At 64.9% G+C, this 11984-nt stretch carries 13 protein-coding genes; 8 read left to right on the top strand and 5 right to left on the bottom strand.

Features of this window, described 5'->3' with window-relative positions; all coding sequences use genetic code 11:
* Positions 1-14 precede the first annotated feature (14 nt).
* Entirely contained in the window at positions 15-638 is a 624-nt protein-coding gene (locus ASE91_RS11485; RefSeq protein ID WP_055995850.1) for a response regulator transcription factor, read from the top strand.
* A 241-nt stretch (positions 639-879) separates the two neighbouring features.
* On the opposite strand, the gene ASE91_RS11480 is transcribed toward ASE91_RS11485, so the two are convergent.
* Both ASE91_RS11480 and ASE91_RS11475 read right to left on the bottom strand, forming a co-directional pair.
* Complete coding sequence (locus ASE91_RS11480) at positions 880-4137, bottom strand: PAS domain-containing protein (RefSeq protein ID WP_056626370.1); 3258 nt, start codon at positions 4135-4137, stop codon at positions 880-882.
* Positions 4138-4221: 84 nt separating this feature from the next.
* Complete coding sequence (locus ASE91_RS11475) at positions 4222-5313, bottom strand: GNAT family N-acetyltransferase (protein WP_056627141.1); 1092 nt, start codon at positions 5311-5313, stop codon at positions 4222-4224.
* Between the two features lie 90 nt (positions 5314-5403).
* Between ASE91_RS11475 and ASE91_RS11470 the strand changes: the two genes are divergently transcribed.
* The 3 genes from ASE91_RS11470 to ASE91_RS11460 all read left to right on the top strand — a co-directional run bounded on the left by ASE91_RS11470 (position 5404) and on the right by ASE91_RS11460 (position 8504).
* Positions 5404-5865, top strand: coding sequence for a DUF2721 domain-containing protein (locus ASE91_RS11470; protein ID WP_055997203.1), 462 nt, complete (start codon positions 5404-5406; stop codon positions 5863-5865).
* Complete coding sequence (locus tag ASE91_RS11465; RefSeq protein ID WP_056626368.1) at positions 5862-6269, top strand: DUF4345 domain-containing protein; 408 nt, start codon at positions 5862-5864, stop codon at positions 6267-6269. Before ASE91_RS11470 ends, ASE91_RS11465 begins: the two co-directional genes overlap by 4 nt.
* Positions 6270-6605: 336 nt before the next feature.
* On the top strand, positions 6606-8504 hold the full coding sequence (locus ASE91_RS11460; protein ID WP_056626365.1) for a ribonucleoside-diphosphate reductase subunit alpha: 1899 nt from the start codon (positions 6606-6608) through the stop codon (positions 8502-8504).
* 148 nt (positions 8505-8652) lie between these two features.
* Here ASE91_RS11460 and ASE91_RS11455 read toward each other — a convergent pair whose 3' ends face one another.
* On the bottom strand, positions 8653-8928 hold the full coding sequence (locus ASE91_RS11455; protein WP_055995862.1) for a DUF2171 domain-containing protein: 276 nt from the start codon (positions 8926-8928) through the stop codon (positions 8653-8655).
* Positions 8929-8981: 53 nt separating this feature from the next.
* Between ASE91_RS11455 and ASE91_RS11450 the strand changes: the two genes are divergently transcribed.
* Genes ASE91_RS11450 through ASE91_RS11440 form a run of 3 tightly spaced genes read left to right on the top strand, consistent with a single transcriptional unit; the run spans position 8982 to position 10445 of the window.
* Positions 8982-9179: a hypothetical protein gene (locus ASE91_RS11450; RefSeq protein WP_056626363.1), complete on the top strand. Its 198-nt coding sequence runs from the start codon at positions 8982-8984 to the stop codon at positions 9177-9179.
* Complete coding sequence (locus tag ASE91_RS11445) at positions 9176-9391, top strand: hypothetical protein (RefSeq protein WP_056626361.1); 216 nt, start codon at positions 9176-9178, stop codon at positions 9389-9391. The genes ASE91_RS11450 and ASE91_RS11445 overlap by 4 nt, the downstream gene beginning before the upstream one ends.
* Before the next feature lie 4 nt (positions 9392-9395).
* Positions 9396-10445 (top strand): ribonucleotide-diphosphate reductase subunit beta, encoded by a 1050-nt coding sequence (locus ASE91_RS11440; protein WP_055995868.1) that lies wholly within the window; start codon positions 9396-9398, stop codon positions 10443-10445.
* 389 nt (positions 10446-10834) lie between these two features.
* Here ASE91_RS11440 and ASE91_RS11435 read toward each other — a convergent pair whose 3' ends face one another.
* A complete protein-coding gene (locus ASE91_RS11435) occupies positions 10835-11170 on the bottom strand; it encodes an HNH endonuclease (protein ID WP_235530451.1) in 336 nt (111 codons plus the stop codon).
* 177 nt (positions 11171-11347) lie between these two features.
* Between ASE91_RS11435 and ASE91_RS11430 the strand changes: the two genes are divergently transcribed.
* Positions 11348-11656, top strand: a complete 309-nt coding sequence (locus tag ASE91_RS11430; protein ID WP_056626358.1) for a hypothetical protein — start codon at positions 11348-11350, stop codon at positions 11654-11656.
* 56 nt (positions 11657-11712) lie between these two features.
* On the opposite strand, the gene ASE91_RS19650 is transcribed toward ASE91_RS11430, so the two are convergent.
* On the bottom strand, positions 11713-11984 hold a 272-nt coding region (locus ASE91_RS19650; protein WP_235530450.1), incomplete at its 5' end, for a hypothetical protein.

The raw sequence follows: 11984 nt of genomic DNA, 5'->3' as shown, positions 1-11984 counted from the left end.
ACAAGGGTTGATCGATGACGCATATTCTTGTCGCTGACGACCATCCGATGTGCGCCACCGCGCTCGGCATGGCGGCACGCGCGGTCGATCCGACCGTGACCAAGGATTGCGCGACGACCCTTGCCGAAGCGGAAAGCCTTGTTCGGCAAAAGAATTACGATCTCGTCCTGCTCGATCTCATGCTGCCGGACGTGCAGGGGTTCGCCGGACTTGCCCTGCTGCGTGCAGTGCGGCCATCGGCGACGATCGCGATCGTATCCGGCCGGGAGGAGCCGACCGTGATCGCACAGGCGCGCGCCCTCGGCGCGCAGGGTTTCATTCCCAAATCATCCTCGATCGACCAAATGATGGATGCCATCCGCAGTCTGCTGTCCGGCAAGCACTGGGTTCCGGCCGGTGTCGAGGACATGCCGCACGCCGATCCGCGTATCGATCTGGCCGAACGGATGGGGACGCTTTCGATCGCCCAGTTGCGCGTGCTGCGCGCGATCGCCAACGGCCACCAGAACAAGCAGATCGCCTATGACCTGCAACTGGCCGAACCGACCGTCAAATCGCACCTGTCAGCGATTTTTCGCAAACTGGGCGTGACGAACCGGACGCAGGCGGTTCTGGCGCTACAGGCGTTCGACGCCTGAAGCCGCTTCCGGCCACGCTGGGGCATCGGTATCGCCCCGTGGATGAGCACTGACGCGGGGTCCGTTTTCGATCGGAAACGGCCGGGCCACCTGTTCTTCTCGTCAATCCGAGCGTGCCTGCGGAGGCGACCCGGTCCTGCTCGTAAGGAAAAGCGGCACCCCAATCCCGTCCGGAACGACCATCGCCGTCGTGGTTCAAGGTCGACAGGTCCTTCGCGCACTCCGCCCAAAGCACCGGCGGTCAGACCGGTTCGGCCATCGCACGCTGGGCCGCCTCGATCACCGCGGTCGCACAACGATCGATCTCGTCCAGCGCCGCCGGATCGATCGGTGCGTCGTCCTGCGCGTCCTCGATCGCCTGCAACGCCGCGACCAGTTCGATCGCCCCCATGTTGGCTGCGGCTCCGCGCAGCGCATGGGCTTCCCGCCGGGCGAGGTGGATGCGATCATGTCCGACCAGCGTGCGCAGCCGCGCCGGGGTCCGCGCCGCATCCTCGATCAACAGCGTCAGCAATGTGTCGCGCTGCGCCGTTCCGAGTGCGCTGGTGATCGATTGAATGCGGTGGGGGTCGATGGCACCGGGCGAGGGGATGATCGGACGTTCGGCAGGCATCGCCACCTGGTCGAGCACGGCGCGTAGTTGCGGTACGTCGACCGGCTTGGCGAGAATACCATTCATCCCGGCGCGAAGGATCTCGGCGCGGCGTTCGGTCGAAAGGTCGGCGGTCAACGCATGGATCGGCACGCCGGCCCCCGCGCCGCTCCACGCCCGGATCGCGCGCGTCGCGGCGATCCCGTCCATCACCGGCATCTGTACGTCCATCAACACGACATCGACCGGATTGCCCGCCGCCGCCGTGACATACTCGACCGCGCGTGCGCCATTTTCGACGGCAATGACGTGATGCCCCAGCCTCCGCACGATTTCCGCGATCAGATAGCGATTGGTATCGTTATCCTCGGCAACGAGGACGGTCGATGCCGTCATCCGCCCCCCCGCCGGCGTTGCGTCCGATCCGGGTACGGGCGCATCCACCGACAGTCCGACCTGTCCGGCGGCCGGCAGTGGCAGGTGGAACCAGAAGCGTGAGCCGGTGCCGGGGCGGCTGACGACGCCGATGGTGCCGTCCATCGATTCGACCAGCATCCGGCTGATGCTGAGGCCCAGTCCGGTGCCGCCATAGCTGCGGGTGGTTGAAGCGTCGGCCTGGACGAAGGGTTCGAAGATGGCGTCCAGCCGGTCGTCGCGGATACCGACCCCGGTATCGGCGACCTCGAACCGCCAGCAATCGCCGGCTTCGCGCGTCGCAGTGATGCGGACCGATCCGTGCCGGGTGAATTTTATCGCATTGCCGACCAGATTGGTCAGCACGCGTTGCAGCCGCGCCGGATCGCCGATGACCCGCGCATCGGGTACGTCGAAGTCGAGCGACACGGCGTGATGCTTGGCTTCGGCCGCGAACATGCCGGTCACCGTCGCGAGCAGTTCGCGCGGTTCGAACATGATCGCCTCGGGCTGGCTATGCCCCCCTTCCAGTTTCGAGAAGGTCAGAACGTCGTCGACGATATCGGACAAGGTCCGGCCCGCCTGTTCGAGCGAGTCGAGATGCCGCATCCGCTGGACCCGGTCGGGTGTGTCGCGCAACAGCTGTGCAGCGGCGAGGATCGAGGTCAGCGGGGTGCGGATCTCGTGGCTGATCGTCGCGGTGAACGTCGCCTTGGCGGCGAGCGCGCGTTCGGCATCCTCGCGCGCCGCGCGAAGATCGGTCATCACCGCGACCTGTTCGGTCGTATCCTGCAACACGCCGAACAGGCCGACCAATTCCGCCCCCTGCCCCCGTTCGGCCTGTCCGCGCGACGCCACCCAGCGGATCGCGCCATCGGGCCGGATCAGCCGGGCGTCGAAGGCGAACGATCCGCCGGTCGTGATCGCCCGGTCGATCTGAGCCCGGACCCGTTCCCGGTCGTCGGGATGGTACAAGTCGAGCGACTCATCCAGCGACGGTTCCTGGCCCGGCGGCAGACCATGAATGCGAAATATCTCCGGCGACCACAGGTTACGCCTGTCCGTCAGATTCAGTCGCCAGTGGCCGAGCCGAGCCGCGCTTTCGGCCATGGCGAGCAACCGTTGCTGCTCCTCCAGCTGGGTGACCGATTCGATCGCCCTGCTCTCGGCCGCCCGCCGCTCGCCGATGTCGCGGATCGAGCCGATCAGCTCGCAATTATGGCGGCTGTCGCCGATCAGGCGGAACGCCCCCTCCAGCCAGACATAGTGACCGTCGCGGTGCTGCATGCGGTAGCGAAAGACAGTGCTTTCGCCGCCGGGGACCAGCGCATAGGTCTGGCGGCGGACGCGGTTGCGATCGTCGGGATGGATCGATGCATAGGGCGTGCGCGCGATCATCTCCTCCGGCGTATAGCCCAGCAGGCGCAGCGACGCCGGGGAAGCGTAGCGGCGGATGCCGTCGCGACCGACGCGGACGATCAGGTCGGTCGAATAGTCGGTCAGCATCCGCAATTGTCGTTCATTGTCGCGGATCTCGTTCATCGCCAGCGACTGTTCGTAGAGGAGCGAGGCAACCGGAAAGCTGGTCATCGCGATGATGCCGATGAGCAGCTGCAGGAAGAGGACCCGGTCGGCGACCGAGTCGAACGCGGCGACGATCGGCCCGATCCCGTTAAGCGTACCGATGGTCGCGATGGTGCCGATAATCAGGATCGAGGCCGACACGCCGACGAAGCGCGACAGCAGCGCGGCGAACACGCCGCAGGGTAGCAACAGGAACAGCGAGGGGTTGCCGCTGGTGCAAAAGACCACCAGCGCGGCGATCGTCGACATCGCGACCGGCAGCGCGAGCGTCGGCGACAGGATGCTGAGTTCCTCCGCCAGCGCGCGTCGCGTCGCCTTCAGCGCCGGCAGGAGGACGATCAGCCCCATGGCGATGGCCGCAAACCACTGGACCGCATGGTAGGGGACGACCACGCCGTGCAGGAACCAGCCGAACACCTCGGCCAGCAGGGTGCTGACCGTAGCACCGATGAACGCGGTCACGATCACCAGCCCATAGCCGCGCAACGACCGGGGATCGGGATCGAACCGCCGCAACAGTCCGGAGACCAGCAGGATGACCACGGCGTCGATCGACGCATAGACGATCAGCGGCAGCAGCGGCAGCCCGACGAACACGCCCGCGGCGACCAGCGTGACGACGGTGATGACCGTAATGCTCGGCCAACGCCTGACCGGACGTCGCGTCAGCGTGGCGACCGCGATCGGCGTGGCCGGCCAGATCAGCAACGCCCCTTGCAACAGCGGCACGACCCCCAGGGTCAGTGCGGTCACGAGGAACAGGATCGCCACGTAGCGGGGCATGTCGATCGGCGGCTGGACCACCGGGCGGCGCATATCACGCCGCGGCCAATGGTCGTCGACCGGCCGCTGCGGCGCACCGGGCCGAACCGGCGCGTCGGGCGATGGGGTTGGCGATTGGCCGGTCATGCTAGATCATCTGTCCGTTTGCGGAAGGTCCCGATGTTGACCGATCCGTGGCCCCACGGCAACGTAGGTACGAAGCCGCCGATCCTAGCCATTCCCGGACCGCGCCGATCCGGATCGCGCCCAGCGTCGCGCCAGCACGCGGCCGGCAAGCGCCGGCAGGCCGGGCCGCAGGAACAGCCAGTCGCGGATCGCCGGCCCCCGTTCGGCACCGATCAGGCCCTTATACCCGCTGTCGCCGGCACCCCAGTCGACATGGGTGACGCCGTCGGCGACGGCGCGGACGAGGTTGCGGTAATAAAGCAGCCGCCCCGGCGAGCGCTGGCCGTAGGTCGCGTCATAGCTGTTGGCGACCGCATATTTGTGCTGGCCGGCATTGATATCGAACGAGAAGGCGGCGGGCTTTCCGTCCATCCGGAGCAGCGCGACCCACATCATGCCCGCCAGCACCGGATCGGTCGCCGCCGCCCGCCAGAATCGACCATGGCCGGTCTCGGTAAATTTGGCGTCGCGACCATCGGTGCGGTCGGCAAGCCAGCTCGCTGTCTCGATCGTGGCGAGATCGTCGAACAGACCGGACTGCCAGTCCGCGCCGCTGGCGAACGACCAGTCGGGGATGCCGAGCGCCGCCAGATGCTTTTCGTTGAAGCGATTCTTGCGCAGCGTCGACAGCCGCGGCCAGACACCCTCGGCCTGTCGTGCGGCGATATCGAGGAGATAGCTGTCGGCGATGAAGCGCGGCAGCGCGCGCCAGCCACCGGCCCGCGCCGCGTCCAGCAGCCCGGCGAGCATCGGATCACCGTCATAGACCGGTCCCAGCCGGAACCCGCGCACCTGCCGCCCCGCTTCGTCCAGCAGTGCGGCGAAATCGCCCGGCCCGGCATCCTGCGCGACGGGGCCGCTGCGGAACGGCCAGTAGCTGCCGGGCACCTGCGCCATCCGCAACGGCGCCGGTCCCAGTCCGATCAGCGGCAGCGCCGCCATCGCCTGCCCGCCACGTTCGACCAGCAGCGTCCGCGCCGTACCGCCATAGGCGTCGATCGCCGCCGCATACCATCGGCGGCGCAGGAAGCGGTGGGTTGGCGCGGCCGACGCGGTGACGGCATCGATCGCATCGGGCAAACCGGCGATCATCCGGGCAATGGAGGGGGAAGCGGGCGACAACATGGGCAGCATCATGCCCATAACCGGTTACGATTGGGTAGCGATCCCGGGTTGCGCACGCCACGCGACCTTGCCCGGCCCGGCCCGTCACTGCATATCGGGTGCGTGGAATTCGAACCTGTCCTGTCGACCGTCGCCAAGACGATCCAGACCGCCATCGCGCCGGTCTTCCTGTTGGCGGGGATCGGCGCGATCCTGAACGTCATGGTCGGGCGACTGGCGCGGATCGTCGATCGTGCCCGCGACCTCGAAAAGCTGCACCCGTCGTCGATCGGCCCGGAACATGCGCGGCACGTGTTCGAACTGCGGCTGCTCGACCGGCGCATCCGCGTCATCAACAATGCGGTATTCCTGGTCGTGCTGTCGGCCGTCGCCAACTGCACCGTCGTCGCCATGCTGTTCATCGCCGAACTGCTCGACCTCGGCCTCGGCAAGGCGGTCGCGATCGCCTTCGTCCTGTCGATGGTGTTGCTGATCGGCGGGCTGGTCTGGTTCCTGTTCGAGGTGCGGATGTCGGTCCATGCGATTCGCGTCCGCGCCGAATTGCTGGAGCGCGAGCGGACGTGACGCCGCGCCGTGAGCGAACGCTGCTGCAGGTGGCAGTGGCGATCGCCTGTCTCGTCCCACTGTCGGTGGCGACGCTGAGCGTCGTGCGCGGCGCGGCGTGGCTGCAACCGGCTCCCGCGATCGATCTCGACAGTCATTTCCGCTATCTCTCGGGCATCTTCCTCGTCCTCGGCCTCGCCTTTGCCAGCTGCATTCCGGCGATCGAGAGTAAAACCGGCCGGTTCCGGCTGCTCGGCGCGATGGTGGTCGGCGGCGGCCTCGCGCGACTCGTGTCGCTGCTGACGATCGGCATGCCATCGACAGGACATGTCGTCGGGCTTGGTATCGAGCTTGCCGTCGTGCCGCTGCTGCTGTTGTGCCAGACCCGTATCGCGCATCGATATCGGCAGGCGATAACCGCATAAAGTTCCGCCAGGAGGCCCCGTCCGGCGATAGCAATTTTTCTGCGTTCCCGAAAAGTTCGCTTGCATTTCGCGAACCCGGCGGATCGCCGCGCGTCGCGTCGGGAGCGGCGGTCGAGCCGGTCGAGCCGCGCGGCAAAGGTTGTAATTGCCGACTTGCGCGTCGGCCGCTTTCCTACAATTAGTGGTGCCGGACGCAGGACGGGCGCTATGTATTGTGTCACGCCTGCCGGAACCTCCAATGCCGCCGATACTTGTCAAGGGCGATGGCGTGCGCGGACGTTCCGTAGAAATCGACAGGGGCATCGCTCCGTGCTAGAACACAAGAGGAACGGGACGATGACCTTCCAGGATAGTCAGGATGCCCAGATGAACGAACTGCAATTCGCCGATCCGGCCCCCGCCGCCCCGGCCCCGGAACGCACCAGCCACACGGTCGACGCGCAGCTGCACGCGGTCGAGGTCGATCACTCGCGCGACGCACTGCTGACCGATTTCGGCAAGGACACGCTGAAGGACCGCTATCTGCTGCCGGGCGAATCGTATCAGGATCTGTTCGTGCGAGTCGCGTCGGCCTATGCCGATGATGCCGCGCACGCCCAGCGGCTGTACGACTATATCTCGAAGCTGTGGTTCATGCCGGCCACGCCGGTCCTGTCGAACGGCGGCACCGGGCGCGGCCTGCCGATCAGCTGCTATCTCAACTCGGTTCCCGACAGCCTCGAAGGCATCGTCGAGACGTGGAACGAGAATGTTTGGCTGGCGTCGCGCGGCGGCGGCATCGGCACCTATTGGGGCAGCGTGCGCGGCATCGGCGAGCCGGTCGGGCTGAACGGCAAGACCAGCGGCATCATCCCGTTCGTCCGCGTCATGGATTCGCTGACCCTCGCGATTTCGCAGGGGTCGCTGCGTCGTGGTTCGGCGGCCTGCTATCTCGACGTCAGCCACCCGGAGATCGAGGAGTTCCTCGAAATCCGCAAGCCCAGCGGCGATTTCAACCGCAAGGCGCTCAACCTGCACCATGGCGTGCTGATCCCCGACGCGTTCATGGAAGCGGTCCGCGACGGCACCGAATGGGCGCTGAAAAGCCCCAAGGACGGATCGCAGCGCGCGGTCGTCGATGCGCGTTCGCTGTTCCAGAAGCTGGTCGAGACGCGGCTGGCGACCGGCGAGCCGTACATCGTGTTCAGCGACCATGTGAACAACACGATGCCCAAGCATCACCGCGATCTGGGTCTGAAGGTGTCGACGTCGAACCTGTGCAGCGAGATCACGCTGCCGACCGGCAAGGATCACCTCGGCAACGACCGGACCGCCGTGTGCTGCCTGTCGTCGCTGAACCTCGAAACCTGGGACGAATGGAACGGCGACAAGCGGTTCATCGAGGACGTGATGCGGTTCCTCGACAACGTCCTGACCGACTACATCGAGCGTGCGCCCGACGAGATGGCGCGTGCGCGCTATTCGGCCAGCCGTGAGCGGTCGGTCGGTCTGGGTGTCATGGGCTTCCACTCGTTCCTGCAGGCGCGCAGCCTGCCGTTCGAAGGGGCGATGGCGAAGGCGTGGAACCTCAAGATTTTCCGCCACGTCGCTGCGCAGGTGAACGAGGCGTCGATGCACCTCGCCACCGAGCGTGGGCCCTGCCCCGACGCGGCCGACATGGGCGTGATGGAGCGGTTCAGCTGCAAGATGGCGATTGCGCCGACCGCGTCGATCAGCATCATCTGCGGTGGTACCAGCGCCTGCATCGAACCGATTCCGGCGAACATCTACACCCACAAGACGCTGTCGGGATCGTGGTCGGTGAAGAACCCGTATCTCGAAAAGCTGCTGATCGCGAAGTCGAAGAACAGCGATGCGGTGTGGAACACGATCCTCGAGCGCGGCGGTTCGGTGCAGCACCTCGATTTCCTGAGCCAGGAAGAAAAGGACACGTACAAGACCAGCTTCGAGATCGACCAGCGCTGGCTGCTCGAACTGGCCGGCGACCGTGCGCCGTTCATCGATCAGGCGCAGTCGCTGAACCTGTTCATCCCGGCCGATGTCGAGAAGTGGGACCTGCTGATGCTCCACTATCGCGCATGGGAGCTGGGCATCAAATCGCTCTATTATCTGCGGTCCAAGTCGGTGCAGCGCGCCGGGTTCGCCGGTGGTGTCGAGGCGGACAATACGTCCGAGCTGGCCAAGTTCGATCTGGGCGAGACGACCGATTATGACGAGTGCCTGGCCTGTCAGTAAGCGGGCGGCAGCGATTTGCTCAAGCAAATCGCTGACTCGCCACGTCGGGCAGCGGGGCGGCGCAGCCGTCCCGTCTGACGGTGTGGCGGTTCGGGCCATGAAAAAGGGGGCACGCGGCCCCCTTCCCCGTCGCGATGTTCGCGATCGATCAGATGGCGGCACCATCCTCTTCGGTTTCGAACGTAACCGCGACATCGGCATTGGCGGACAGCCGGACGGTGTTGCCTTCGACCTCGGCGACGAGGCCGCCGTCGATATAATGGTGATGCCCTTCATGCGAGCTGTCCGCCCCTTCGACCTGTGCGCCGCTGTCCTTCTTGGTCAGCTTGATGCGGTCGCCTTCGACGCGGTCGACGGTGCCGACATGGACGCCATCGGCACCGATGACTTCGGCGTGTTCGTTGATGTTGCTGAGATCGGCCATGCTATTTCTCCATTGGGGGCGGCGGTCAAACGCACGTCCCCGCAGTTGGTCGCATGACCGCGAACGTTGGCATCATGCTGGCCGTGGCGCTGGTCGCGGGTGGCATCGGCCTGTGGCTGCTGCTTCGCCTCCGGTCGCGGAGGACGCAGCAGAGCCGCTATGCCCATGGCATGACAGGGATGATGGCGTTGGCGCTCGGTATCATCCTTGCGATCTTCGGGATCGCGCAGTGGTCTTGGGGGTCGGCATGATCGCCATTCCTTTCGTAGGAACAGCGATGCTGATGGTCGGCTTGGCCATGATATTGCTGCCGGATCAGTTCGCGCGCAGCACCAAGGATCGACCGGTTCTTCTCTTCGGGAAGAATTGGCATCGGTTGGATTCGATTTTCTTCGGCGTGCCGTTCGTCATCGGAGGTATCGTCCTTTACGCTTTCTACCTTTTCCTACTTTCCCCGGAGTAACCCCATGTCGCTCACCGAAGCCCGCAAGCAGTACAAGCCGTTCGAATACCCCTGGGCGTTCGATTTCTGGAAGCGTCAGCAGCAGATCCACTGGATGCCCGAAGAGGTGCCGTTGGGCGAGGATTGCCGCGACTGGGCGCAGAAGCTGACGCCGCACGAGCGAAATTTGCTGACGCAGATCTTCCGCTTCTTCACCCAGGCCGATGTCGAGGTGCAGGACTGCTATCACGAAAAATATGGTCGCATCTTCAAGCCGACCGAGGTCAAGATGATGCTCGCCGCCTTCTCCAACATGGAAACGGTGCATATCGCGGCGTACAGCCACCTGCTCGACACGATCGGCATGCCCGAGAGCGAATATGGCGCCTTCCTCGAATATAGCGAGATGAAGGACAAGCACGATTATCTGCAGAATTTCGGGGTCGATACCGATGAGGATATCGCCAAGACGCTGGCGATGTTCGGCGGCTTCACCGAAGGATTGCAGCTGTTCGCGTCGTTCGCGATGCTGATGAACTTCCCGCGCTTCAACAAGATGAAGGGCATGGGACAGATCGTGTCGTGGTCGGTCCGCGACGAGAGCCTGCACTGCGAAGGTATCATCAAGCTGTTCCACGCCTTCTGCAAGGAACGCGACTGCATGACGCGCGCGGTGCGCGACGACATCGCCGACATGTGCCAGACGACGGTGCGGCTGGAGGACAATTTCATCGATCTCGCCTTTGAAATGGGGCCGGTTCACGGCATGACCGCGAAGGAAATCAAGAAATATATCCGCTACATCGCCGACTGGCGGCTGGGGCAACTGGGAATGAAGCCGATCTATCTGATCGACGAACATCCCCTGCCGTGGCTGGCGCCGCTGCTGAACGGCGTCGAACATGCGAACTTCTTCGAACAGCGCGCGACCGAATATTCGAAGGCGGCGACGCGCGGCAACTGGAACGAGGTCTGGGACGGCTTCGACAAGCGGCAGAAGGCGAAGGTCGTGGCACCTGCGAACGAGGAAGCCAGCGGCATGGGCGACATGTTCGGGGGCGTGGCGGCGGAATAAGCGCGGGGCAAGGGGCAGCCCAAGCTGCCCCGAGCCGGTAGACGCGACCGGCGGCATGGCCTTCGCCCGTGGCCGCCGCGCCAAAGGTCACAAAGGTCACACTCGCACGCTATTGGCATGGCATTCGATCTGCGATGTCAAAAAGCGCGGGTGCTGGCCGGAGCGGCGGCATGATGGCGAAGGCCGATCATGTAGGACAGTCGAAATGCTGCTGGTCGCCAAGAGCTTGGCGGCAAGCCCTTGCATCCTTCCTGCGCAGATAGGAATCCGTCGGCGCTGGCGTTCGTGCCGGAGTTGCCGGGGCGGCGTGTGTGGGTCCCCGCCTGCGCGGGGACGACGAACTGGCAAGGTCGACGCTTTCCGCTCGTCACGCGTGACCGGCGCTCGCCTTACCGCCCGCGACGTACCGGCACCCGGAAGTCGGCGGGCTTGTCGGCGACCCATTTCACGAACTTCGCGACCGCCGGAACGTCGCGTAGGGTGTCGAGATCAGCGAGCGGGCCGGCCAGTTCGGTGTTGGTCGCGCTGGCGTGGATGGTGCGGTGGCAGATCGGATGGACGGGGACCGTCTCGCGGCCGCCCTCGCTCTTGGGCACGCGGTGATGCCATTCGACCTGCGTGCCGATCGGGCGCCGGCAGAGCGCGCAGGCCATCGGATCGAGCGTGCGCGCGACCAGCGCCTCGGCTGCGGCCAGTCCTGCCTTGCGCTTCACGCGTCCGGCCATCGTCTTCTTCCCCTGCTGCGGATGCTATGGAAATCGGTATTGCCACCAGCTTCGGCAAGCGCCGGCGTGTACCGCCAAGTTACCGATCCGCGCCCGTCAGATGAACCGCAGATGAAGGAACCGTCATCGAACCGTGCGGGTTGTATCGCGGCAAGTTCAGGAAAAGGGAGAAGACCCATGAACCGCTTTCCATTGTTGATCGCCGCCGCCGCGACTGCCTGTATGGCTACGCCATCGCTGGCAAAAGATCGTTCGGTGCCGGTCTATTCGGACTATAATCCCTATTATCTCGACTATAAGACCGACATCTCCGAAGCGAAACGCGAGTTGCGGAGCGATCTGCGCCGCGCCAAGGATGCATCGTCGCGGGAAGATGCGTGGCACGAATATCACCGCGAGGTCGCCGACGCCGAGCATGATTTCCGCAAGGAGATGGCGGAGCGCCGCATGATCGTCCGGCGCGGTCGGGTGACGGTCGAGGAATAAGCGTTCCCGTTGTCCTGCGGGAAACAGGCCGTCGGGTTCGCGCCCGGCGGCCTTTTTCAATAAATCTTGCCGAATTTCCAGCCGGTCAGCCGCAACATGGCCATGCCGGTGGTATAGATCGGCCCTTCATTCGGGTTTGCGCGTTCGACAATCTTATAGTCGTGCCCGGTAACGCGTTCGACCAACCATTGCGACCCATCCAACATTCGTACGCCCGTGTCCCGCACCTCGTCCTGCATAAACGGACCGTTCGAAGCCAAGTGCGTGCCTAGGTGTTTAGTCCCGGCATCTGGTGGATCGGGTTGACGATGAACCGGTCTGGCTCTGA

The sequence above is a fragment of the Sphingomonas sp. Leaf62 genome (assembly GCF_001421915.1).
GTDB lineage: Bacteria > Pseudomonadota > Alphaproteobacteria > Sphingomonadales > Sphingomonadaceae > Sphingomonas.
Note: the sequence above shows the minus strand (reverse complement) of the source record. Positions and strands in the feature narration are given on the sequence as shown.